Below are 23,873 nucleotides of genomic sequence, written 5' to 3' on the forward strand. Positions count from 1 at the left end.
AATCCTTATTGTTTGTACATTTTATCGTACATGAACAATATTCTTCCTATCATAATACGAATTATTTAAATTATTATTATATAATTTCAAAATTTCTTGTTTGTCTTGTGTCTTATGAATGTAAACATGTCTATATCCTGTTTTAGGGTTAAGGAAATAACCTGCTTTAATTCCATCTTTCTCTAGTTCATCTAATAACCTATCTGCATAAGGTTTTTTCGAGAACACACCTATTTGCATGTAATACCCAGGAGCTACACCTTCAGTTACTTGCATCGTTTGTATACGTGCTCTAGGCTGAGTTTTCGGCACTTTATACGTCTCACCTTCAGGACCTAACGTAACTTTCATCACATAAACTCTATCTTTAGATGAAGATGTGTTTCCTCCACCAGAAACAGTAATTTCACCTAGTCCTGTATCTTCATCACTATCACTTTCTGCTTCATTTTTAATTGCTCCATTGATATCATCTCTCTGTTCTTCAGCATCTTCCTCTTTAGCATGACGATCGATGTAAACTACGTACACATTAAATTTAGGATCTCTAACATATCTAGCTCTAATCTTCTTTTTATGTGTTCTATTGTATTGTTTTACACTCTTTTTATTGTTGTAAAACTTCACCTCATTTTTAGCTTTTTGCAATGACTTAAACTGCTCTATAGCAACATAATACATTGTTCCACCACCACCTCTTTCAGTTACTGTTCTTTCTCTCCAAGGTGTACCAGGTCTTCTAGGTAAAGATTGATCTCTCGTTTCTTCATCTGGTTTAGCTGGTGTAACTTCTTTTATGATAGTAGTCGTATTTGTATTCGTTGGTTGATTTTCTAATTTCTTCAGAATTTCGTCTACTTTTTTGTTTAAAGCATCAATAGAATCTTGTGCTATTCTAATTTCATCAGATAAATCATTATGTTCAGGATCTTCATATTCCTGTTCATTTCTTTGAATTGTTTCTTTTGGTGAATTATCAGGAATATTAACAGTAACAGAACCAGTTTTCTTCTTTTTTGTTCTTCCTAAACGATAAATTAAACCTACTTCGTTAGTTCCACTTAAATTTTGTTGTTTTTCATATGAAAAACCTATAGATAATCTCTTATTTAAATTGATACCAAAACCAGCATTTAAACCGAAAAGTTTATCATAGCCTACTTTTAACCAACCTACTCGCGGTAAGTCCGCTAAAACATTTGCTGCATAAGAAAAACCATCTGTATTTGTTCTTCTACCTATTCCTAAACCTCTAATAGTAGTACCCGCTAATAAACCACTAGTATTTTTCAATTTATGTGTGTAGGCTGCGTGAGCAGAAATTGTTTTATCTCCAAAAGAAGTTACGAAATCACTGGTTTTCAGATTAAAATCTCCTAAATTTTCAAAGAATAAACCGACATCAAAATTACCGAAAGACACTGTTGCTGCTGGTTGTAAAACAACTACTGGCCTATCTTGATAATTATTAATTAAAGGATCTGGTGTATTCGTTAATACTCTAGGTTCATCTAAACTTCTTCTACTGTAGAAAAAGTTAAACCCAAAAGTTAAACGTGTTTTTTCATTTAAATTTATTTGGTAAGCATAATTAGCCATTGCTCCAAAATCTTTGAAAACACCGATTTCTTGTTGAAAAACCGCAATACCAGCTCCAACATTAGATCGCATTTTTCCCGAATAGCTAACTACATGTAATCTTGAAGCGTCTTCAAATTCTATATTAGAACTTCTGCTAATAGCTTCTATTGTTGATGTTTCTCTATGTAATAAAGAAAATGTTGGAACTGTCATAAAGTTATTAAACTTCATGAAGCTCCTTGAAGAGAAACCGTTATAAGAATCTTCACTAGCTATACTCGTTTGAGCATAAGAAAGTAAGTTCATAAACACACATAGTGTAATTAAAGTAATTTTCCTTACCATATATTATTGCAATATAGAAATTGTCCCCGATTTGATTATATTGTTATCTCTGATAACTCTGAAATAGAATAACATTCCATCTTTCAAATTATTATTTACAGGCCAATCATTTTGATAATCAGTTGTATTTAAAACCTCTTTACCTCTTGAATTATAAATAATTACTTGAACATTATCTTGAAATGCAAATCTATTTGGCAATTCCCAAGTATCATTCACCCCATCACTATTAAATGGAGTTATGATGTTTGGTATTACTAATTTACCATCATCTTCTACAACATTGATATCTCTCTGCGCTCTACACCCACCTACTGTTCCAAAAACTGTAAATGTTCCTAAAGTGTTAACATCTAAAGTTTCATTTGAAGACAATAACGTTCCTGCTTCATTAAACCATTCATATGAATCTGCTCCGCTAGCTTCTAAAGTAATTGTTTCTCCTGGTTCTAAAACTGCTGTAGAAGAAGGACTTACTTCTAAAACTGACTCATCAAATTCAACAACATTAATTTCGGCTACATTATTAAGACAACCAAATCCTTCATAAGTCACACTATATACACCAATTTCATCAATTACTAGTGTACTTGGGTCTGCAACGACCAATTCTACTCCGTCTTTAAACCATCTATATGTGAAACCTGAAACAATATTTAGATTAAAAGTTATGGTTTCACCAGGACATAAAGCATTAGAAACAGAAGAAGATTGTATTTCTACACCAGTTAAAGTTAATAAAACATCTAAAGGCATAGAATCAAAATTCATCGTTGCACTAATAGTAGCATTTAAAACATAACTTCCATTATCATTATATGAATCTACATCTAACTGATCTAAAGTTGCGCCTGCTATATCAGTTCCATCTTTAGACCATTGAAAAGTTAACGTATCTATCTGATCTTGAGTTAAACTATAAGTATTTCCATCTGTTGCTGTAGCGTTTACTCCTGATATAGATAAAGTAGTACTTTCATTTGTACAATCAACATAATCTGACTCTGCCCTTATCATTGGCTCTATTGAAACAACATCTAAGACTGTATATTCAGGTGACTTTTTTGATGTTGGACACGATGAAGAATTATCTACAACTTCAGCACAATATACTCCTTCTTCAACTGCGGGAAATGTAAGAGAATTACTTGATGGTAAAGCTACACCATCTTTAAACCATGTGATTGTAGAAGAACTGGCGTTATGATCTATAGTTAAATTTATCGTTTCTCTAGGTAATCTAACTCTAGTAGCAGGATTTTCGATTGTTACATCAAAACTCGCTCCTGCTCTTTGTTCTACCGTAACATTTTGAGAAACAGAATTACACCCGCCTACTTCTATTTCTAAACGATATATACCAAATTGATTGCTTGATGGTGTTGTATATGTTGGTGTATAAGGAGGTAAATCTATACGTACATCATCTTTAAACCAATTATAAGTAAATGAGGGATCATCTACACTTGCTATAAATTGATGAGTTTCATTAGCACAAATTTGTATTAATGTTTCTGTACCAATATTCAAACTAGTTGGAGCGACTTCTGTAACATCTATAAAATTAGATCGTACACCTGAACCAGATTGTGTACAATCACCATAATTGATAGCGGCATAATAGCGTCCAGGTTGAGATATATCTAAAGAAGAACCAGTTTCACCTGGTATTAAAACATCTCTTCCTCCTTCTTGCTTAAACCATAAATATGTAAATTCTGGGTCTATTACATTTACTGATACTGTTTGAGAACCTCCACATAAAACAACTGGATTTCTGTCATTTAAAACTAATTGTTCTGATGTAGTAAAGAAAGCTTCAAAAGGATCGGAAGGTGGACCACTTTCATCTGGAATACTAGATAAAACACGAATTCTATAATTAAAACCGTAAGTGTCTTCTGGAAATGGGAAACATACGTCAGGCACAAAAAAAGTGTTATTTTGACCTGTTACAGTTCTTAAATTTCTATTATTTCCTGTATCGAAGTTTCCATCTGGATCAGATAATTGAATTGTAAATACATTATTAGGATCATAACCTGTACCTAGATAAGTAAAATCTAAACAGAAATTGTTACTCCCATCTTTCGCACAAGCAAAAGTAAATTGTAAATCAGGCTTTTCTAATGTAGATTGCCCAAAAGAAACACCACTAAACATTACTGTTAGTAGTAAAAAAAGAAATTGTACTTTATTTTTTTTACACTTATACATAATTGATGGGGACAATTAAAATTATAATGTGAAAACACATTTAACACACAAATATATTCATTTTATAATAAAAAAAAATTTTTATTATTTAAAATATAAATTAAACACTATCCTTAAAATTAATACGTTAATTTTACAGACTTATTATACGAACATTTAAAAATGCTAAAACATTTTATTGTTATTAGCTTGTTTATTACCAATATTTGCTATTGTCAGGTCGGTGGAACTTCTGTTTTTTCCTTCCTAAATACAACAACAAATGCCAGACAAGCTGCTTTGGGAGGAAAAGTTTTAACTTTAGTAGATGATGTTGATCAACCTACTTGGAATCCTGCTGTTATTAATTTAGATTTAGACAGAAAGCTTTCTGTAAATTACACCAGTTATTTAGCTGATATTTCTGTTGGTTCTATATCTTACGCACATCGCTTTTCTAGATATTCACAAACAGTACATGGTAATATTACTTATGTAAATTACGGAACTTTAATACAAGCAGACACAGAAGGTAATGAGACAGGAACATTTGGAGCAAGTGATATTGCTTTGTCTTTTGGGTATGCATACAGAATACCTAACACAGATATTTATCTTGGTGCCAACCTAAGATTTATCAATTCCTCTATTGCTAATTTTTCTTCATTTGGAATCTCTGGAGATATTGGAGCCACATATTACAATGATAAAAAACCTTACATTTTCTCTTTAGTTTTAAGGAATATAGGTACCCAAATTACATCATTCAATGGGGAAAAAGAAAAGCTACCTTTCGAAATTGCTTTAGGTGCTTCGTACTTATTAGAAAATGTACCCATACGCTGGTATTTAACTGCAGATAACTTACAAAAGTGGAATATCAGTGTTGCTAATCCATCTAATCAAACATCTGATTTAGATGGAAACATAACCAATGAAGATATTTCTTTTATTGATAATTTATTTCGTCATTTTAGTATTGGCGCTGAATTATTTCCTAAAAGAGCAGTTAATCTTAGAGTTGGTTATAATTTCAGAAGAGGAAAAGAATTACAATTACAAAATATAAGATCGTTTGGGGGAATTTCTTTTGGATTTGGACTTCGAATGAATAAAGTAAAATTAAATTATGCTTATTCAAGGTTTCATACTGCATCTAACGTAAGTACCTTTGGAATAGCAGTAGATTTAAACAGAGGAAAACCTAGTAAATACGATACTAAATATTAACTTATTCCTTCTATCTTCCACTTTAACTTATATCTTTGCCCTATATTTTTTTTAAATGAAAACAGGCAAAATTATTATCGCTATTGATGGCTTCTCTTCAACAGGAAAAAGCACAATTGCAAAACAATTAGCTAAAGAACTAAACTATATATACGTAGATACTGGAGCTATGTACAGAGCGGTAACGCTTTACGCAATGAAAAACAATTACGTATCTGCAAACCATTTAGATTCAGAACAATTAATTGATAACTTAAACAACATCAAATTATCTTTTTTATTTAATGCTGAACTTGGTTTTGCCGAAATGTTTTTAAATGATACTAATGTTGAAAGAGAAATACGCACCATTGAAGTTTCTAAATTAGTGAGCAAGGTATCCGCTATTTCTGAAGTTCGAAAGAAATTAGTTCAAGAGCAACAAAATATGGGAAAAGATAAAGGAATAGTTATGGACGGTAGAGATATTGGTACTGTTGTTTTTCCTAACGCTGAATTAAAACTATTCATGACTGCTTCTGCTGATAAAAGAGCTACAAGACGTTATAAAGAATTATTAGATAGAGGTGATAAAGTAAATTATGAAGAAGTTTTATTTAATGTTCAAGAGAGAGATAGAATAGATTCTACAAGAAAAGATTCTCCTTTAACTAAAGCTGATGATGCTATAGAGTTTGATAATTCTGATATGGGATTAAATGAACAATTTGAACGTATTATGAGTTTGGTAAACGATAGAAAACAATAGCTTAAAATTACACCTGCTGAGAATCGTCTATTCTGCATATATGATAAGATTTTTTGAAATACGCGATTCTCAGCAAATAGCTTTCTTTAACTTTCAAATGTTGAATTCGTAGAGTATCTTCTCCACTTTTCCAAACAAGCTTTAATATCTTCTGGAACTTCAGAATTAAATTGCATAAACTCTCCAGTAGTTGGATGAACAAAACCTAAAGTTTTTGCATGCAAGGCTTGTCTTGGTAACAACTTAAAACAATTATCTACAAATTGTTTGTATTTAGAAAATGTTGTTCCTTTTAAAATTTGATCACCTCCATAACGCTCATCGTTAAATAAAGTATGACCAATATATTTAAAATGTGCCCTAATCTGATGTGTTCGCCCTGTCTCTAAACGACATTCAACTAAAGTAACATAAGTAAAACGTTCAATAACCTTATAATGTGTCACTGCTGCTTTACCATAGTCTCCATCAGGATATACTGCCATTTGCATTCTATCTTTAGCACTTCGTCCGATATGTCCTTCAATAGTTCCTTCATCATTTTCAACACTTCCCCAAACTAATGCATAATACAGACGCTCCGTAGTTTTATCAAAAAACTGCTTAGATAAATGCGCCATCGCAAACTCAGTTTTAGCAACAACTAATAAACCACTGGTATCTTTATCGATTCTATGAACTAATCCAGGACGTTCATTGCTATTCTTTGGTAAGTTTTCGATATGATGAATTAATCCGTTTACTAAAGTTCCTGAATAATTTCCATGACCTGGATGAACTACCATACCAGGTTCTTTGTTCACCACAATAACATCATCATCTTCGTATACAATATTAATTGGTATATCTTGAGCTACTAATAAGTTTTCGTGTGGTGGATGTGCTAAAACTACACGAACTACATCTTTTGGTTTTACCTTGTAATTCGATTTTACAGCTTTATCATTTACTAAAATGTTCCCTGCCTTAGCCGCTTGTTGAATTTTATTTCGTGTAGCATTTTCAATAAAGTTCATCAAAAACTTATCTACACGTAAAGGGTCTTGTCCTTCTGTAGCTGTAAAACGATAATGTTCATATAATTCAGAACTTTCGTCTTGAATATCATAATTCTCCTCCTGCATCTAATCTCTATTTATTTAAAATATTAATTTAAAGATCCGTCACCCAAAATAAGATCAATTACAGATTTTTTAGGTAATTTATCTCCTAAGCCTACTTGCTTTCCTTTATGCTTTAATCCTCTTACAACATCTTTTCCTATATCTGGAACATAAGTAAATTTTTCTCCTACTAAAAAACCTATAGATATTAAATGTGTAATTGCTTGACGTTTTGTTTTCCCATTTAAATCAGGAATTGCAACGTCTTTATATTTTGACGGATTTAATGTCAAATAAATTTTTCTTTTTTCTTTTACAAAATCTCCCGCTTCAGGATTTTGCTCCATTACTGATTTTCTTGGAAAATCTGGATTGTAACTAGCACTATCAATTACGATAAAATCTAAACTCAATTCATCTAGTAATTGTTTTACTTCAGCAATACTTTTCTTTTCTAAGTTTGGTACTTGAATTTTCTGATTATGATTTGTAGTATACCCTAACCACCATTGTAATAAAAATACAAATAGTAGTAATCCAATTATAGCAATTATGATTTGTTTTAAAAAAACCTTGCTCTTTAAAAATTGTAACAATTTCATTATTGATTTTTTGAAAGATTCAACAAATGTACATTAAAAATAATACTAATTTAAAAACATTAATTTTTAAAATACTTTTTTGGTAAGTTTGTAAGGTTAATTATTGAAAATGAAAAAAAATATCGCCATTATCATGGGCGGCTACTCTTCTGAAGTAGCTATTTCACTCAAGAGCGGAAATGTTGTATATCAACATATAGATACATCTAAATTCAATCCTTATTGTATTCACATTTTAAAAGAAGGTTGGTTTTTAGTTGAAGATGAACAAAAGTTCCCTGTAAACAAACATGATTTCTCTGTTGATTTTAAAGGAAATAAATTAACTTTTGATTGCGTTTTTAATGCAATTCATGGTGCTCCAGGTGAAAACGGAGTAATTTTAGCATACTTTGATTTATTAGGGATCAAACATACCTCTGCTCCATTTTATCAAATGGCTTTGACTTTCAATAAAAGAGATACATTAAGTATTTTAAGAAAGTATGATATACCAACAGCAATCTCAGTATATTTAAATCAAGGTGAAACTGTTGATGTAGATACAATTATAAAAAAAGTAGGCTTACCTTGTTTTGTAAAACCCAACAACGCTGGATCAAGTTTTGGTATTTCTAAAGCACATACAAAAGAAGATATTCTTCCTGCAATAGAGAAAGCTTATAAAGAAGACAGTGAAATTTTAATCGAAAGTTTTTTAGATGGTAAAGAAGTTTCTGTTGGAGTTATTCAATGCAAGGATGAAACTATAGTTTTACCAATTACAGAAATTGTTTCAGAAAACGATTTTTTCGATTATGAAGCAAAATATGAAGGTAAATCTCAAGAAATTACTCCAGCAAGACTAACTTCAGAAGAAGAATCTAAAGTACGTGAAGTTGCTAAAAAAGTATATACCGTTTTAAATATGAGTGGGTTTTCTAGATCTGAATATATCTTTGTAAATGGTGTACCTCACTTTTTAGAAATGAATACCGTTCCTGGATTAACTGAAGAAAGTATTTTACCACAGCAAGCTCAAGAGGCAGGAATTAGTTTAACTGAACTATTTGGAAACGCAATAGAAAGCAGCCTAAATTCCTAAATAAAAAATATAAATAACACAACCATTAACAACACAAATAAAAATGAAACGCGCTATTTTCCCAGGATCTTTTGACCCTATTACTTTAGGGCATTTAGATATTATTGAAAGAGGTATTACTTTATTCGATGAACTTATTATCGCAATCGGAGTAAACGCCGATAAAAAATACATGTTTCCTTTAGAAAAAAGAAAACAGTTTATTGAAGAAACTTTTAAAAACGAATCAAAGATAAAAGTAGTCACTTATAAAGGCTTAACTGTAAACTTCTGTAAGGAAATTGACGCTCAATTTATTTTAAGAGGATTACGTAATCCTGGAGATTTCGAGTTTGAAAAAGCTATTGCACACACAAATAGAAAACTTTCTGAAATAGAAACTGTGTTTTTACTTACTTCTTCTGGTAAGAGTTATATTTCTTCATCTATTGTTAGAGATGTGATTAGAAATGATGGAGATTATACCAGTTTAGTTCCTGATGCCGTGAGATCATAATTACGATTCTTGATCAAGAGTTTTTAATGGTGTTCTTTTTCTAAAAAAGCAAAATCAATATAATTTATTGGGATTCGATAACCATGACGAACAATATGTTAAGAAAGATATACTGTGGCTTAAAATTATTTTGAAAGATTTATATTTGGTGAAACCAAGAGCCAAAAATGAAAAAAATAATACTACTTGCTTTAGTAACTTGTATTCTTTCTTGTGATAAAACTGAAACTAAATCTTCTAAAGACTTTACAACCACATTTGAAAAATCTAACGGGTTAGAAACTCCAGAATATAATGAAGTAATTTCTTATTATTCTGACTTAGCAGATACATATTCTGAAGTTTCTTTACTCGAATTTGGAACTACAGATAGCGGTAAACCCTTACATTTAGTAGTTTATAATCCGGAAGGAAAAACTAAAAAAAATCAAATAAAAGATTCAAAAAAAAATCGAATCTTAATCAATAATGGAATTCATCCAGGAGAATCAGACGGTATTGATGCTTCTATGCTTCTACTAAGAGATATTGTACAAAATGATTCTTTACAAGAAGCTTATAAAAACTCTTTAATTTGTGTAATTCCTGTATACAATATTGGCGGGGCTTTAAATAGAAATGCTCACACACGTGCTAATCAAAATGGACCAAAAGAATACGGTTTTAGAGGAAATTCTAGAAACTTTGATTTAAATCGTGATTTTGTAAAACAAGATACTAAAAACGCTGCAAGTTTTGCTGAAATTTTTCACACTGTAAATCCTGATATATTTATAGACAATCACGTAAGTAACGGAGCCGATTATCAATACGCAATTACTCATTTATTTACACAGCATAATAAATTAGGTGGTGAGCTTGGTACTTACTTAGAACAAAAAATGCGTCCGTTTTTAGAGCAATCTTTAGCTAAAAAAGGAATTCCGATTACACCATATGTAAATGTTTGGGGATCAACACCAGATAAAGGTTGGAGTCAGTTTATGGATTCTCCAAGGTATTCAACTGGCTATACAACTTTGTTTAACACTTTTGGTATGATGGTAGAGACACACATGTTAAAACCTTATAAAATTCGTGTAGAACAAACTTACGAACTTATGAAATCGATGTTCGACTTCACTGAGAAAAATAGTAGTCAAATAAAATCGTTAAGAGCTGAAGCTGTTGGAAAAATTATTAATAACAAAAGCTACGCTATTCAATTTAAAGTTGATTTAGACAATCCTACTGAATTCAATTTTAAAGCTTACAAAGTAAGTTATATTGATAGTAAAGTAACCAATGGAAAACGTTTATTTTATGATAAAAATAAACCTTACGAAGTTCCTGTAAAATACTATAACAACTTTAAGACTACTAAAAATATAACAATTCCTAAGGCATATATAATTCCGAAAGGTTGGCATAATGTTATTTCTCGTTTACAAAATAACAATATTGAATTTACTCGTTTTGAAAAAGATACTATTTTAAACGTAGAAGTAAATCACATCAAAGACTTTAAAACAGTTAGTTCTCCATTTGAAGGACATTATTTGCATTACAATACTGAAGTAAATTCTTCTTTTCAAGACATCAAATTCCAAAAAGGAGATTACATAATTCCTACAAATCAGAATGGAATTCGTTATTTATTAGAAACCTTAGAGGCTGAAGCAGTGGATAGTTTTTTTAATTGGAATTTTTTCGATACAATTTTACAACGTAAAGAAGGATTTTCTAGTTATGTTTTTGAAGATAAAGCTGAAGCTTTTTTAAATGAGAATCCACTTGTAAAAGCAGAATTTGATCAGAAAATGAATATGGATTCTACTTTCAATAAAAATCCAAGAGCACAATTAAATTGGATTTATACCAAAACACAACATTATGAAAAAGCTCATTTAAGACTACCTGTTTTTAAAATTAAAAAATAATGTACAAGACTTTCCTTTCTTTCATAATGCTAGGTTTAATTCTTATGAATTGTGACACAAAAAAGAACAATAAAAAAGAAATTACTCCTAAAATAAAAAAGGAAATCAGAAAAGAATATTGGGACAATGGAGTTCTTGCTTCTGAAGGAATTTATAGTCATGGAAAAGCTAACGGACCAATGAAATGGTTTCATCAAAATGGTAAACTAGCAGGAGAAGGCCTGATGTTAAATGATAAAAGAGAAGGTTTATGGAAAGTTTACGAATCTGAATTTGGAAAACTTAGTGCAGAAGGAAGTTTTAAAGCTGGAATTAAACATGGAAAGTGGAAAATATTCTATGAAAACGGAGCACTTTGGAAAGAACAATTTTGGGACAACAATAGTTTGATTACAAACATTGAATGGGATAAAAACGGCGAAATTACAACGAACAAGTAATCTTTTATGAAAATAAAACTCACAGTTCTTTTACTCTTAGTATTGACTTATAATATCTACAGTCAAACAAATTTTGACTTAGATAAAATTTTACATCAATTGAACTTAAAAAGAAGTCAGTGTGAAGTAGGATTTATAGTTTCTAAACAACTACCAAATGCTAAGAATGAAACAATAGTTGTCATACCCGAAATTATTAAAAGTGATGATACAACAGAAGAATATAATGGCTATATATTAATTATAGACAGCAATACCAACAAAATAAAACACAAGTACTTTAAGCCCTCTTATTGGACTTCTGATGCTTTAATTTTATCTGAAATAAAAATTGATACTGCTCCATATCATGTATCAAAAAATAAAAGAGCATTCGGAATTCGTTCTTCACATTACACTTTATCTAAACCAAATCCGTATAGTTCTGAGACACTTACTTTATTTTTTAAAAAAGAAGAAAAACTGATTCCCATACTAGATCATTTTGAGAGCAAAGAATATGTTGGTGAATGGGATATGCAATGTGCCGGATGGAGTATTAATGAGGAAAAAATATTAATTCTATCTAAAAATAAAACAAATGATTTTTTCGATATTATCGTAAATAATAAAATCACCAATAGAAAATCTGACACTAATGAAACTGGTGAATGTATAGACGAAGAAAAAATATCATTTCAGAAAACAGTTTTAAAATTTAATGGTAAAGTATATAAATAACCTATTTACTTTTGACTAGAAATACGCAGAAAAAACAATGAAAAAAATCGTCATAAAAAGATTTTTAACCAGATTAAACTTGCTATCATTAGTTGAACAAATTAATTTCTATCGTCAAAAGCTTAAAAACAGAGAAGATAACAGAACGTTTTTATCAGAAAATCCTGATGTTAAACTTCCTCCTGACTTTTATATTTATGAGACATTTCAGTTAAACTACAAGAAGTTTTACACAGATGGCCTTCCTACTGCACAATGGATTTACGATTATGTAAATGAATTTAAATCGTTGAAAAACGTTAACATTTTAGATTGGGGATGTGGAACAAGTAGAATATTAAGACATTTACCTAAGGTAGCTGGAATAACTAATAAATATTTTGGTTGCGATTATAATCCTAAATATGTTAAATGGTGTCAAAATAATTTAGATGGAATTGATTTTAAACTCAATCATATCACTCCTCCTCTACCTTACGACAGAGAAAAATTTGATTTAGTATATGGTATTTCCATCTTTACTCACCTTTCTTTGGCTCAACATCATTCATGGTTTGAAGAGTTGTATAACATCCTTAAAACTGATGGTATCTTATTTTTAACTACACACGGAAATGCTCATCAATTTAAACTAACAGCTAAAGAACTTGAAAAATTTAATAATGGAAATCTAATTGTACATGATTTTAAAAAAGAAGGAAATCGTTTGTTTTCTGCATATCAGCCAGAATCTTTTATGTTAGAAATTGCTGAACAATATGATTTAAAGATTCTAAAACATGTACCTGGAAAAATAAAAAACGGAAAACCACAACAAGATGTTTGGTTGTTTCAGAAATAAAAAATCCTGCTAAATGCAGGATTTTTTATTTAAAAAGTATATTCTCTTAATGATTTTGGAAAAGCTTCTGGATTCGCTGCTAAATGGTAACGTGGATCGTCTACATCATCAATGATAACATCTCTAAATGTATCACTTGCTTTATACATTAAAACTTTACAATCTTCACTTAGATGCTTCATTTTAATAGTTTTTCCTGCTGCTTGATATTTTTCTACTAAAACAAATAAGGCTTCTAATGCAGAGTGATCTGAAATTCTACTTTCAACAAAATCAATAACTACGTTAACAGGATCATTTTTTACATCAAACTTTTCATTGAATGACGTGATACTTCCGAAGAATAAAGGTCCCCAAATTTCATATACTTTGGTTCCATCTTCACGCATACGCTTTCTTGCTCTAATTCTTTTCGCATTTTCCCAAGAAAAAGATAATGCAGAAATTATGACACCAACGAAAACAGCTATTGCTAAATCAAAGAATACTGTAACCGCTGAAACAACAATTAATACCACAGCATCTGAAATTGGAATTTTCTTTAATATTCTAAAACTCGACCAAGCAAATGTTTCAATTACCATCATAAACATTACTCCAACTAAAGCTGCGATTGGTACTTGTTCGATATATTTATCAGCAAACAAAATAAAAACTAACAGCGTAACTGCCATTGAAACTCCAGATAGTCTTCCTCTTCCTCCTGCGTTAATATTAATTACTGTCTGACCAATCATACCGCAACCACCAGTACCACCAAACATTCCACTTAAAATATTTCCTGCTCCTTGAGCCACACATTCTTTATTTCCATTTCCTCTAGAATCTGTCAACTCATCGACTAAATTCATTGTCATTAGTGTTTCTATTAATCCAACAGAAGCAGCTAAAAATGCATAAGGTGCAATAAATTTTAAGGTATCTAAATTGAATGGAAGGTGACTCCATAATTCGAAAATATTTAATTTCTTAGAAATTTCGTCTACTCCGTTTAAACCAGCTCCACCACCTTCTCTAATAAAATCTCCTACATTTATAGAATTAATTCCTCCTAAAATAACCACTAGAGAAACAATTAGAATTGCTGTCAATGCAGCTGGAACTTTTTTAGTCAATTTTGGTAATCCCCAAACAATTAACATCGTAAGTAACACTAAACCAATCATAGTATATAAATCTTTACCAGTCATAGTTTCTTTTACAACGCCGTGATCTTTTACCGAATAAAAACCTTCATCAGTAACATTAAAAGCTACTTTTTTAGTATTTACATCAAAAACTTGACCTCCAGAAATAAGATATGCTTCTTTTTTTGTCTCTGCATTAACTACAGAATTTTCATTAATAGTAAATAAAACTGTATTAGAAGCTAAATCTTTAACCTGGTTATTATCTACATTATAGACTAACTCTTTAGAAATCGTTTCTCTTTTATTTTCACCATACACATTCTTTACATGTTCTTTAAACATTCCTAATTGTGCTATGAAAATGACGATTGCCAAACCGTTTACAAACCCCATCATTACAGAATGTGGAATTAAACGCACAAACTTTCCTAATTTAAAAACACCTGCCAATACTTGAATAATTCCCATTAAAACTACAGCTGCTAGTAAATAAAAATATCCCATGTTTTCTACAGGCACATCAAATAAAAGACCTTTTGCGTGTCCTTCTTGAATCATATTTACAAAAATAACTGCTACAGCTCCAGCTGCTCCAGATATTAAACCTGGTCTTCCTCCAAAAATTGCAGCAATTAAACCGATTACAAAAGCACCAAAAAGCGCTACAATTGGACTAATTTGTGCTACAAAGGCAAAGGCTACAACTTCGGGTATCATTGCTAAAGAAACTGTTATACCAGCTAAGGCATCATCTTTAACGTTAATCTTCTTATTTCTAATGTATTTCATCATAATAATACAAGGCTTTTCTAAAAGTTGGCAAATGTAAAGATAATTTTATTGATATACTTTTTAGTTTCGTTAACTTTAAATTTTGTTCACTTACTTTTTTACTTTAATTTTGAACTCTATAACTATCAAGAAAATTGGTAGCAACTCATGAGCAGAAAAACTTTACTTACTTCAAGAGAAATCGACATTATTCTGCATCGTTTGGCTTGTCAGTTAATCGAAAACCACAACGACTTTTCTAATACTGTTTTAATAGGTTTACAACCAAGAGGAACTTATCTTGCAGAACGTTTAAAGAAGATTCTTATTGAAGATTATCAAATAGAAAACTTAAAGCTTGGTCTTTTAGATATCACTTTTTATCGTGATGATTTTAGACGAAAAGACGAACCTTTAGAAGCTACTCCTACTAAAATTGATTTCTTAATTGAAAACAAAAAAGTAGTAATTATAGACGATGTTTTATATTCTGGTCGAAGTGTAAGAGCAGCTTTAACTGCTTTACAAGCTTTCGGCAGACCTGTAAACATTGAACTTTTAGTTTTAATCGACAGAAGATTTAGTAGACATTTACCTATTCAGCCAAATTACAGAGGAAGGCAAGTAGATGCTATTAACGAAGAAAAAGTAGTAGTAAATTGGAAAGAAACACATTCCAAAGACGAAATTTATTTAATACCAAAACAACCTAAGATAGATAACTAATGAAGCAGTTAAGTGTTGAACATTTATTAGGGATTAAATATTTACAAGAAAATGATTTAGAACTCATTTTCGAAACCGCAGCTCATTTTAAAGAAGTAATTAATCGTCCGATTAAAAAAGTACCTTCTTTACGAGATATCACAATAGCAAACTTATTTTTTGAAAATAGTACACGAACAAAATTATCTTTTGAGTTAGCTGAAAAAAGATTATCTGCTGATGTAATTAACTTCTCCGCAGGACAATCATCTGTTAAAAAAGGAGAAACTTTAATTGATACAGTAAACAATATTCTTTCTATGAAAGTTGATATTGTTGTAATGCGTCATGGTAATGTAGGAGCTGGAGTTTTTCTTTCTAAACATGTAGACGCAAAAATTGTAAATGCTGGAGACGGAACTCATGAACATCCTACCCAAGCATTATTAGATAGTTTTTCAATGCGTGAAGCTTTAAACTCTAATTTGAAAGGAAAAAAGATCGTAATCGTTGGTGATATTTTGCATTCTAGAGTGGCTTTATCTAACATTTTTGCACTTCAAATGCAAGGTGCAAAAGTAAAAGTTTGCGGACCAACAACTTTAATCCCAAGATATATTACGAGTTTAGGTGTTGAAGTTGAAACTAATCTTAAAAAAGCTTTAGAATGGTGTGATGTAGCCAATGTTTTACGTGTACAACATGAAAGAATGGCTATAAAATATTTTCCTTCTACAAGAGAATACACCCAACTCTTCGGAATTAATAAAGAAATATTAGATAATGTTGGTAAGGATATTGTAATTATGCATCCTGGACCAATTAATAGAGGTGTTGAATTAACGAGTGATGTAGCTGATAGTAAACAATCTATTATATTAAATCAAGTAGAAAATGGTGTTGCAGTTCGAATGGCTGTGTTATATTTGCTAGCACAACAGATTAAAAGATAAAAAATGAAACTCGAAAAGAAAGACGATTATAGTTTATTAAGCTCTGAAAAAGAAGATTTTAAAGAATTTTATGATTTTTTTACAGCTGAACATAAAAATCTGACAGAAAATAATGTAATAATTGACCTTTCGTCGAAACTTAACGTAGAATCATCGGATATTTTTCTATTTTTGCAATATGCTGATATACATCAACAAAGCGGCACAACTTTTGTTGTTATTTATCCCAATGTAGATGTGGACAGTTTTCCTGAAACATTTAATATTGTTCCAACATTAGTTGAAGCTGAAGATGTTTTAGAAATGGAAAATATTCAACGAGATCTAGGTTTTTAATTAATTATAATCCCCAATTATGATAAGAAAACTACTTTTTATTTTTTGTATAACTTGCTTTGTTACTGTTTTTTCACAGGAAAAATCCGTGAATAAATTAGTAGCATCTCAACGTCCATACAGTGCAATAATCAACATATCATTTAATTCAACTAACAAACAAAAAGTTATTATTAGTGTAAAAAATGTTTTGGGTAAAACTGTTTTTCTCAAAGAAATTGTGGCCAGCAAAGGCAAGAACACAATTCACTTTGACAAAAATAAATTGAAATCTGGAATTTATATTTACGCTATTCAAACGAACAATGAAATAATATCTAAACGTTTTTTGAATAATAAATGAGTTTACAGTTAACAATTTTAGGATGTCATTCTGCTACACCAAGAGTAAATGCCTACCCTACTTCTCAATATTTAGAGATCAATAACCGTCATTTTTTAATTGACTGTGGCGAAGGCACGCAACGACAAATGAGAAAATATAAAGTTGGTTTTTCTAAAATCAATCACATATTTATATCTCATTTACATGGTGATCATTTTTTTGGTTTAATAGGATTAATATCAACTTTTGGTATTTTAAACCGAGAGAAAGAGCTTCATATTTATGGTCCTAAAGGAATTGAAGAAGTAACTAAATTGCAACTCAAACTTTCGATGTCTCACGTGAGGTATTCTATTGTTTTTCATGAATTAACATCTAAAAAAAGTGAATTAATTTTTGAAGATGATAAAGTTTCTGTAAGAACAATACCTCTTAATCATAGAGTATATACTAATGGTTTTTTATTTACTGAAAAACCTAAAACAAGACATTTACATTTAGACAATATTAAACAATACGACGAAATAGAAATTTGTGATTACCATAATTTAAAAGCTGGTAAAGATTTCATTTTAAGTTCAGGGGAAATTATTCCTAATGCTGAATTAACAGTATCCCCAGAAGCTCCAAAAAGCTACGCATATTGTAGCGACACTACTTTTAAACCGGATATTATTCCGATTATAAAAAATGTTGATTTATTATATCATGAATCAACATTTTTAAAAGAATTAGAACATCTTTGTGAACGCACAAAGCATTCTACTGCAGAACAAGCTGCTACCATTGCTAAAGAAGCTAATGCTGGTAAATTAATCTTAGGACATTATTCTAGTCGTTATTCAGATGTAACCTGTTTTAAAGAAGAAGCAGAAACTGTGTTTAACAATGTAGAGCTAGGTGAAGTTGGTAAAAAATATACAACTATAAAATCTTGTAAACAACTCGTTAATTAATATTGACCAGTTCCTAATAAAACTAAAGTACAAGCAATTTCAGTTGTTATATTTTCTTTTTCTAATAATTTTATAAACTCAAAATTCTCTGTTCCAGGGTTAAAAATTACGCGTTCAGGCTTTAAGTTTATAATATAATCATAATACTGTTTTTGTCTTGACGGATTTAAGTATAAAGTTACCGTATGAATATCTTTGTACGATTTTAATTCTGTATCTATAGTAACATCTGAAACGCTTCCAGCTCTTAATCCAATAGCTTTAACCTCAATAGTATTACTTCTTAATCTTTTAATTGCTTTATTTGAATATCGCTCAGGTTTTACTGAAGCTCCAATAACTAATGTTGTTTTTTTCATGCTTGTTAATTTAAGTTAAATAAAACTTAAAAGGGAATTTTAAGGTAACAATTTACTTCCCAAAATGTCTAGTCGGTATAACAACTAAAAGATTACAACAATGCAAAAAGTACTATGCTTATTTGTTATTTTAATAAGCACATTTTCATTTTCTCAAATGAAAAAAGAATATTTATCCAAACCAGGAAAAGTATCTGGAAAGGTAATAGATAAAACATCAAAAGAACCATTACCATATGTAAATATTATTATTAGAGACACTACTAACAAAGTAATAACTGGAGGAATTACTAATGAAAAAGGTTTTTTTAATGTTCCTAAAATTCCATTAGGGAAAAATATCATAGAAGTTCAATTCATTGGCTACAAAACTATTACTAAAGAAATTACAATTGATAGTAAAAGTCGAAATATAAAAATGGGAACTATCGCTTTAGAAGAAGATTCAACAACATTAGATGAAGTAGAAGTTAGAGCAGAAACCTCTACTGTAGTTCAAAAAGTAGATAGAAAAGTTATTAATGTTGGTAAAGATTTAACTTCTGCTGGTGCAACAGCTTCTGAACTATTAAATAACGTACAATCTGTAAGGGTAGACAGTCAAACTGGAAATATCAGTTTACGTGGTAACGAGAATGTTAGAGTTTTAGTAGACGGGAGACCAACAAATGTTCCCGTAGCACAATTATTAAGACAATTACCTTCTTCTTCTATAAAAAGTGTAGAGTTAATTACCAATCCTTCTGCAAAATATAATCCTGAAGGAATGAGTGGAATTATAAATATTATTTTGAATAAAAATGCAAATATTGGTTTTAATGGTTCTATAAATACTGGAGTTGAAGCTGGACATTATGTTCGATATAATGCTTCTACAAATATGAATTATAAAACAGGAAAAGTAAACTTTTTTGGTAATTACGGATTTAATGGAGGAAAGCAATTTAACTTTGGTTTTGTAAACAGAGATAATGTAAACCTACAAGATTTTCTTTTTAAAAACGATAATGAATCTCATTTATTCAAAATCGGAGCAGATGTATACATCAACGATAAAAACACATTTTCATTCTACACAACACAAAACTGGGCTAACAATTTTGCAAATGGTCGTGTATTAATTACAGATAACACGAATACTTTAATTAGTAATTCACCAAACACACAAGATCCGAATAGTCATAATCAAACTTACAATGTAAATTATAAACACGATTTTAATGACAAAGGACATAATATCGAGTTTGAATCTACCTATTCATTAAACGATAATCCAACATTTTTAACAAATTCTGATTTATTATTAAATCCTACGGATAGAGATTATAGATTGTTGAATTACTTCAATGATATCAACAATGAAGGTGAAAACATCTTGATGAACTTAGATTATACAAATCCTATTTCAAAAAAAGGAAAATTAGAAGTTGGGTTAGAATACAGAAGTAACGAAACTGACAACACCAACATTACAAACCAAGAGAGACATGTAATTACTGGAAATACTATTACAGGTACTACTCCTATTGGAAATTCTAGTTTTACATACGATAGAAAAATTTATTCTGGTTATGTAAATTACGGACATCAATTCGGAAAACTTACGATGCAGTTAGGAGCTCGTTTAGAACAATATGAAATTGTTGGAAACTTCACAGGATTAGATGATAATTCTGTATTAACAACAGAAGTAGTTACGGATGATATTTTCTCTGTTTATCCGTCAGCTTTCTTTACATACAATCCATCAGAAAAGAATCAATTTCAACTAAGTTATAGTAGAAGAGTTGATCGACCAAGTATACAACAAGTAAATCCGATTCGAGAATGGAGTACACCATTAATTACTTCAATTGGTAATGAAAATTTAGTTCCACAGTTTACAAACTCTCTTGAAATAAACTATACACGTAGAATTAAAGGCGGATCTATTACTTTAGGAACATTCTATAGAAATATTAATGATGTTATCTCTAGAGTTACATTTAAAGATCCTACAGATGTTTCAGATGTACGTCAGATTTTAACGTTTCAAAACTTTGAAGATACAGATGCATATGGAATTGAACTTTCTGCAAATTATAAAATTGCAAACTGGTGGAGAGCTAATGCTAGTGCAGATTTTTACTCTCAAAAGCAATTTGGTGTTGCTGATTTAAGCGATTCTAATGCGCCAAGATTAGAAGTACAAAACGAAGTATTTAATGCAAGAATTAGTAATAGCTTTACACTATCTAAACGATTACGTTTACAATTGTTTGCCATGTATCGTGGAGCTCAAGAAGATATTCAATGGAAAACAGATCCTATGAAAATGGTAAACTTAGGAGCAAATTACACGGTATTTAAAGGAAAAGGAAATGTAACTTTCAGAGTTAATGATATTTTTAACACAATGCAATTTCAATTCCAATCTAGTAATCCATTTGTACAGAATGGACGATTTAAATGGGAAAGCAGAACAGCATATATTGGATTCAATTACCGATTTGGTGGTGGAAAAAACAAAGCAAAATCGAGAAGACAAAGAGATAGTAATGAGAAACAAGGTGGCGGCGGTTTCTTTTAAAGAAGGGTAAAGATTTAAACGCTAAAAGCCGAAGTAGTTACTTCGGCTTTTTTATAAACTATTGCTTAAAATTATTCTAATCCTATTCCAATACAAACGCCTAAACCAAAGCGTGTAGGAATACTTTCACAAATATGTAGAGGATCACAGAAACCTCCTACATTGTTACAGTATCGAATGACACCACCTCCGTTTAAACTCTTTTGTTCAGTTTTAGTTAATGCTTTTCCTAAATTTAAAATTGATTTTCTCATAATAATTAAGATTTAAATTGATTAAACCCTTGAACATTTAAAGACACTCAAGAATTGTGTCTGATCTTCGCGAAAAATATTTTGAAAAATAAACTTGTTTATAGTGATTTCATAATTTTTGATTTTAATCTGAATAATCACCTCATTTTAGTTATTCCTATATTCATAAAACGACCTGTAAGAGTTCTTCCTGCATTTAAAACATAGCGAAGAGTTATTTCGTCATTAGCATTTAAGCTATACATTAAAACTCCTGTTCCTCCCCACCAATCTTGTGAAGGTAAAGTAACAAATCCGCGTGTTAAATATCCTATTAAACCTCCATTTCTAAAAGCTCCTATAATATATTTTGTCCCTCCAGAAGGCATATCCGATGTAGATAATTCAGCAGAAATTAAATAAACACCTGTTTGAAGTATTCGAATTCTTCCATTTCCTGTAACAGTAAAAACATCAGAATCTATAGTTTGAGTATGTGCGGCATTAATAGGAAAATCGAAATATGTATTCGTTGCATTGGGTAAAGTATAACCGCCTGTACGATTTAATACCACAACTTTTAAGGAATTTGGATTATTTAAAGGAATCCAGTTCGTTCCTTCGTAATAATAAAAAATTTTCTCATCGGTGCTGTAGGCAATTACACTTTCTACAGGAGAACTTATTGCTTGTATCTGAGCTGTTGTTCCACTTGGAAATCCTGAAACAGGAACACCAGGTAAAACCTGAGATTTAGCAACAAAAACATATAATAGTAATGCTATTGATAACAAATATTTTTTTGTTTTCATATACTTTAAAATTCGATTTTAAAGTAAGTATATTTATTAGAAAATCAAAAAAGCCCTAAGAGATTTTCTTAGGGCTTTGTTTTTAAAAATTTTTGTTGTCTAGCAAATTACCTGCCAGCTGAAGTAATTGAAGCTCTGCATTTTTAGCTACATATTTGGCATTATTTCTACTTAGCTCTGCATTAATAAGATTAACCTGAGCTTGACGAAAATCGATTGAAGATATTTGACCTAGTTTATATCGTTCATTTGAACGCTCGAAATTCAATTTATTCGTTTGAACATTTTGCTCTTGAACCTTAAGTGAAAATAAACTATTCTGATAAGTCTCCCAGGCATTGTTTACATCTCTTTCTAATTGTTCTTCTAACTGATTTTTACGAATCTCTTGTGTATCTAAAGCGATTCTTGCATTAGTTACGTTTGTCTTAGTTCTACCGCCATCAAAAATATTCCAAGATAAGTTCACGCCTGCACTTAAACCAGTTTGCGTGCTACTTATTAAACTAATCCTATTTGTTGGATCGCTAATATTTCTATTCCATGCATAAGAACTTGTTAAACTAACATTCGGCATCCAACCTGATTGATTAATTTTTACATCTAACTTACTTAACTCAATATTCTTTTGAGATTGTAATAAATTAGCATTATTAGCATTAGCTTCAGATAAGATAGTGTTCAATACCAAATCTTCTCTATACAAAACATTAGTATCTACAGCAACTGGTGTATTTACTTTTCTTCCTAAAACAACATTTAAATCTCTTTTAGCATTATTCAGTTGTCTTTTTATATCGATATAAGTTATACTATCATTATTTACATCAACCTCAGCATTTAAGACCTCAAGCTTTGTACTTTGTCCATAATCAAAACTATATTTAGCTCTTTTTAAACGCTCTTTCGATATAGTTAACGCTTGTTTTTGAGTGCTTTCATTCTCTGTTAATCTTCCAACTTCATAATAAGCAATAAACAAGGTTATTAATGTATTTTCCATTACTTGTCGCGCTTGTAATTCGGTTAGATTATAACTCTCTTTTAATCTTTTAAATGTATTACTTCGATTAAATCCATTGAAAAGCGTATAGTTTACACCTACAGAAGCGTTGTAAGTTTGTGATTCAACACCTGTATTATTATTGTTAAAACTCGAATCAGTAAATTCAGCTTCAGAATCATTATTCCTATAATTCGCTCCAGCATTACCTGTTACGGTTGGTAAATATCCACTATTGTAAATACTTTTATTGTTTTTAGCTGTCTCTAAATTATTTTTAGTGATTCGTATATCGTAATTATTTTCTAACGTTAATTCGACTGCCTTTTCTTTACTTAATAGTTCTTGAGCATGAAAAGAATAACTCGTTAATAAAAGTCCGAATATAATTCCTATTGTATTTCTCATTTGAATAT

At 30.4% G+C, this 23,873-nt stretch carries 23 protein-coding genes; 14 read left to right on the plus strand and 9 right to left on the minus strand.

The window, feature by feature from the left end; all coding sequences use genetic code 11:
• Positions 1-21 precede the first annotated feature (21 nt).
• Positions 22-1,926: a PorP/SprF family type IX secretion system membrane protein gene (locus AQ1685_RS12950; RefSeq protein ID WP_095072783.1), complete on the minus strand. Its 1,905-nt coding sequence runs from the start codon at positions 1,924-1,926 to the stop codon at positions 22-24.
• A 3-nt stretch (positions 1,927-1,929) separates the two neighbouring features.
• On the minus strand, positions 1,930-4,143 hold the full coding sequence (locus tag AQ1685_RS12955; RefSeq protein ID WP_095072785.1) for a T9SS type B sorting domain-containing protein: 2,214 nt from the start codon (positions 4,141-4,143) through the stop codon (positions 1,930-1,932).
• A gap of 162 nt (positions 4,144-4,305) precedes the next feature.
• Between AQ1685_RS12955 and porQ the strand changes: the two genes are divergently transcribed.
• Both porQ and cmk read left to right on the plus strand, forming a co-directional pair.
• Positions 4,306-5,352: a type IX secretion system protein PorQ gene (porQ, locus tag AQ1685_RS12960; RefSeq protein WP_095072787.1), complete on the plus strand. Its 1,047-nt coding sequence runs from the start codon at positions 4,306-4,308 to the stop codon at positions 5,350-5,352.
• Between the two features lie 55 nt (positions 5,353-5,407).
• Positions 5,408-6,100 (plus strand): (d)CMP kinase, encoded by a 693-nt coding sequence (cmk, locus tag AQ1685_RS12965; protein ID WP_095072788.1) that lies wholly within the window; start codon positions 5,408-5,410, stop codon positions 6,098-6,100.
• Between the two features lie 86 nt (positions 6,101-6,186).
• Here the strand turns inward: cmk and AQ1685_RS12970 are convergent, their stop codons facing one another.
• Together AQ1685_RS12970 and AQ1685_RS12975 are read right to left on the minus strand one after the other, a co-directional pair.
• Positions 6,187-7,224, minus strand: a complete 1,038-nt coding sequence (locus AQ1685_RS12970; protein WP_095072790.1) for an RluA family pseudouridine synthase — start codon at positions 7,222-7,224, stop codon at positions 6,187-6,189.
• Positions 7,225-7,247: 23 nt separating this feature from the next.
• Positions 7,248-7,805, minus strand: coding sequence for a PASTA domain-containing protein (locus AQ1685_RS12975; RefSeq protein ID WP_095072792.1), 558 nt, complete (start codon positions 7,803-7,805; stop codon positions 7,248-7,250).
• Positions 7,806-7,914: 109 nt separating this feature from the next.
• Here AQ1685_RS12975 and AQ1685_RS12980 point away from each other — a divergent pair, with 109 nt between their 5' ends.
• From AQ1685_RS12980 to AQ1685_RS13005, 6 genes are all read left to right on the plus strand, one after another.
• Positions 7,915-8,889, plus strand: coding sequence for a D-alanine--D-alanine ligase (locus AQ1685_RS12980; RefSeq protein ID WP_095072794.1), 975 nt, complete (start codon positions 7,915-7,917; stop codon positions 8,887-8,889).
• A 43-nt stretch (positions 8,890-8,932) separates the two neighbouring features.
• Positions 8,933-9,385 carry a pantetheine-phosphate adenylyltransferase gene (coaD, locus tag AQ1685_RS12985; RefSeq protein WP_095072796.1) on the plus strand — a complete coding sequence of 151 codons (453 nt, stop codon included), beginning with the start codon at positions 8,933-8,935 and terminating at the stop codon, positions 9,383-9,385.
• A gap of 167 nt (positions 9,386-9,552) precedes the next feature.
• A complete protein-coding gene (locus tag AQ1685_RS12990; protein WP_095072798.1) occupies positions 9,553-11,304 on the plus strand; it encodes a M14 family metallopeptidase in 1,752 nt (583 codons plus the stop codon).
• Positions 11,304-11,744, plus strand: coding sequence for a toxin-antitoxin system YwqK family antitoxin (locus AQ1685_RS12995; RefSeq protein ID WP_095072800.1), 441 nt, complete (start codon positions 11,304-11,306; stop codon positions 11,742-11,744). Before AQ1685_RS12990 ends, AQ1685_RS12995 begins: the two co-directional genes overlap by 1 nt.
• A gap of 6 nt (positions 11,745-11,750) precedes the next feature.
• The gene (locus AQ1685_RS13000) at positions 11,751-12,464 is read left to right on the plus strand and encodes a PA3715 family protein (protein WP_157730220.1); all 714 of its coding nucleotides are present in this window, start codon (positions 11,751-11,753) and stop codon (positions 12,462-12,464) included.
• 37 nt (positions 12,465-12,501) lie between these two features.
• Complete coding sequence (locus AQ1685_RS13005; protein WP_095072804.1) at positions 12,502-13,305, plus strand: class I SAM-dependent methyltransferase; 804 nt, start codon at positions 12,502-12,504, stop codon at positions 13,303-13,305.
• Positions 13,306-13,334: 29 nt separating this feature from the next.
• Here AQ1685_RS13005 and AQ1685_RS13010 read toward each other — a convergent pair whose 3' ends face one another.
• Positions 13,335-15,227 carry a SulP family inorganic anion transporter gene (locus AQ1685_RS13010; RefSeq protein ID WP_095072806.1) on the minus strand — a complete coding sequence of 631 codons (1,893 nt, stop codon included), beginning with the start codon at positions 15,225-15,227 and terminating at the stop codon, positions 13,335-13,337.
• A gap of 147 nt (positions 15,228-15,374) precedes the next feature.
• On the opposite strand from AQ1685_RS13010, the gene pyrR reads away from it, so the two are divergent.
• The 5 genes from pyrR to AQ1685_RS13035 are packed head-to-tail and all read left to right on the plus strand — an operon-like array spanning position 15,375 to position 18,481.
• A complete protein-coding gene (pyrR, locus tag AQ1685_RS13015) occupies positions 15,375-15,932 on the plus strand; it encodes a bifunctional pyr operon transcriptional regulator/uracil phosphoribosyltransferase PyrR (protein ID WP_095072808.1) in 558 nt (185 codons plus the stop codon).
• The gene (locus AQ1685_RS13020) at positions 15,932-16,864 is read left to right on the plus strand and encodes an aspartate carbamoyltransferase catalytic subunit (RefSeq protein ID WP_095072810.1); all 933 of its coding nucleotides are present in this window, start codon (positions 15,932-15,934) and stop codon (positions 16,862-16,864) included. The genes pyrR and AQ1685_RS13020 overlap by 1 nt, the downstream gene beginning before the upstream one ends.
• Positions 16,865-16,867: 3 nt before the next feature.
• Positions 16,868-17,200, plus strand: a complete 333-nt coding sequence (locus AQ1685_RS13025) for a hypothetical protein (protein WP_095072812.1) — start codon at positions 16,868-16,870, stop codon at positions 17,198-17,200.
• A 19-nt stretch (positions 17,201-17,219) separates the two neighbouring features.
• Positions 17,220-17,543: a T9SS type A sorting domain-containing protein gene (locus AQ1685_RS20645; RefSeq protein WP_095072814.1), complete on the plus strand. Its 324-nt coding sequence runs from the start codon at positions 17,220-17,222 to the stop codon at positions 17,541-17,543.
• The gene (locus AQ1685_RS13035) at positions 17,540-18,481 is read left to right on the plus strand and encodes a ribonuclease Z (RefSeq protein ID WP_095072816.1); all 942 of its coding nucleotides are present in this window, start codon (positions 17,540-17,542) and stop codon (positions 18,479-18,481) included. Before AQ1685_RS20645 ends, AQ1685_RS13035 begins: the two co-directional genes overlap by 4 nt.
• Here AQ1685_RS13035 and AQ1685_RS13040 read toward each other — a convergent pair.
• On the minus strand, positions 18,478-18,840 hold the full coding sequence (locus AQ1685_RS13040) for a CoA-binding protein (protein WP_095072818.1): 363 nt from the start codon (positions 18,838-18,840) through the stop codon (positions 18,478-18,480). The genes AQ1685_RS13035 and AQ1685_RS13040 overlap by 4 nt on opposite strands.
• Before the next feature lie 100 nt (positions 18,841-18,940).
• Between AQ1685_RS13040 and AQ1685_RS13045 the strand changes: the two genes are divergently transcribed.
• Positions 18,941-21,409, plus strand: coding sequence for an outer membrane beta-barrel family protein (locus AQ1685_RS13045; protein WP_095072819.1), 2,469 nt, complete (start codon positions 18,941-18,943; stop codon positions 21,407-21,409).
• A 71-nt stretch (positions 21,410-21,480) separates the two neighbouring features.
• Here AQ1685_RS13045 and AQ1685_RS13050 read toward each other — a convergent pair whose 3' ends face one another.
• The 3 genes from AQ1685_RS13050 to AQ1685_RS13060 all read right to left on the minus strand — a co-directional run bounded on the left by AQ1685_RS13050 (position 21,481) and on the right by AQ1685_RS13060 (position 23,865).
• Complete coding sequence (locus AQ1685_RS13050; protein WP_095072820.1) at positions 21,481-21,663, minus strand: hypothetical protein; 183 nt, start codon at positions 21,661-21,663, stop codon at positions 21,481-21,483.
• 137 nt (positions 21,664-21,800) lie between these two features.
• Positions 21,801-22,454, minus strand: coding sequence for a hypothetical protein (locus AQ1685_RS13055; protein ID WP_095072822.1), 654 nt, complete (start codon positions 22,452-22,454; stop codon positions 21,801-21,803).
• Between the two features lie 82 nt (positions 22,455-22,536).
• Entirely contained in the window at positions 22,537-23,865 is a 1,329-nt protein-coding gene (locus AQ1685_RS13060; protein ID WP_095072824.1) for a TolC family protein, read from the minus strand.
• Positions 23,866-23,873 lie beyond the last annotated feature (8 nt).

The organism is Tenacibaculum jejuense (assembly GCF_900198195.1).
Lineage (GTDB): Bacteria > Bacteroidota > Bacteroidia > Flavobacteriales > Flavobacteriaceae > Polaribacter > Polaribacter jejuensis.

Bases quoted from the DNA above. Each gene is read 5' to 3' on its own strand.
- AQ1685_RS12950 (WP_095072783.1), bottom strand. From the start codon at position 1,926: ATGGTAAGGAAAATTACTTTAATTACACTATGTGTGTTTATGAACTTA.
- AQ1685_RS12955 (WP_095072785.1), bottom strand. From the start codon at position 4,143: ATGTATAAGTGTAAAAAAAATAAAGTACAATTTCTTTTTTTACTACTA.
- porQ (WP_095072787.1), top strand. From the start codon at position 4,306: ATGCTAAAACATTTTATTGTTATTAGCTTGTTTATTACCAATATTTGC.
- cmk (WP_095072788.1), top strand. From the start codon at position 5,408: ATGAAAACAGGCAAAATTATTATCGCTATTGATGGCTTCTCTTCAACA.
- AQ1685_RS12970 (WP_095072790.1), bottom strand. From the start codon at position 7,224: ATGCAGGAGGAGAATTATGATATTCAAGACGAAAGTTCTGAATTATAT.
- AQ1685_RS12975 (WP_095072792.1), bottom strand. From the start codon at position 7,805: ATGAAATTGTTACAATTTTTAAAGAGCAAGGTTTTTTTAAAACAAATC.
- AQ1685_RS12980 (WP_095072794.1), top strand. From the start codon at position 7,915: ATGAAAAAAAATATCGCCATTATCATGGGCGGCTACTCTTCTGAAGTA.
- coaD (WP_095072796.1), top strand. From the start codon at position 8,933: ATGAAACGCGCTATTTTCCCAGGATCTTTTGACCCTATTACTTTAGGG.
- AQ1685_RS12990 (WP_095072798.1), top strand. From the start codon at position 9,553: ATGAAAAAAATAATACTACTTGCTTTAGTAACTTGTATTCTTTCTTGT.
- AQ1685_RS12995 (WP_095072800.1), top strand. From the start codon at position 11,304: ATGTACAAGACTTTCCTTTCTTTCATAATGCTAGGTTTAATTCTTATG.
- AQ1685_RS13000 (WP_157730220.1), top strand. From the start codon at position 11,751: ATGAAAATAAAACTCACAGTTCTTTTACTCTTAGTATTGACTTATAAT.
- AQ1685_RS13005 (WP_095072804.1), top strand. From the start codon at position 12,502: ATGAAAAAAATCGTCATAAAAAGATTTTTAACCAGATTAAACTTGCTA.
- AQ1685_RS13010 (WP_095072806.1), bottom strand. From the start codon at position 15,227: ATGATGAAATACATTAGAAATAAGAAGATTAACGTTAAAGATGATGCC.
- pyrR (WP_095072808.1), top strand. From the start codon at position 15,375: ATGAGCAGAAAAACTTTACTTACTTCAAGAGAAATCGACATTATTCTG.
- AQ1685_RS13020 (WP_095072810.1), top strand. From the start codon at position 15,932: ATGAAGCAGTTAAGTGTTGAACATTTATTAGGGATTAAATATTTACAA.
- AQ1685_RS13025 (WP_095072812.1), top strand. From the start codon at position 16,868: ATGAAACTCGAAAAGAAAGACGATTATAGTTTATTAAGCTCTGAAAAA.
- AQ1685_RS20645 (WP_095072814.1), top strand. From the start codon at position 17,220: ATGATAAGAAAACTACTTTTTATTTTTTGTATAACTTGCTTTGTTACT.
- AQ1685_RS13035 (WP_095072816.1), top strand. From the start codon at position 17,540: ATGAGTTTACAGTTAACAATTTTAGGATGTCATTCTGCTACACCAAGA.
- AQ1685_RS13040 (WP_095072818.1), bottom strand. From the start codon at position 18,840: ATGAAAAAAACAACATTAGTTATTGGAGCTTCAGTAAAACCTGAGCGA.
- AQ1685_RS13045 (WP_095072819.1), top strand. From the start codon at position 18,941: ATGCAAAAAGTACTATGCTTATTTGTTATTTTAATAAGCACATTTTCA.
- AQ1685_RS13050 (WP_095072820.1), bottom strand. From the start codon at position 21,663: ATGAGAAAATCAATTTTAAATTTAGGAAAAGCATTAACTAAAACTGAA.
- AQ1685_RS13055 (WP_095072822.1), bottom strand. From the start codon at position 22,454: ATGAAAACAAAAAAATATTTGTTATCAATAGCATTACTATTATATGTT.
- AQ1685_RS13060 (WP_095072824.1), bottom strand. From the start codon at position 23,865: ATGAGAAATACAATAGGAATTATATTCGGACTTTTATTAACGAGTTAT.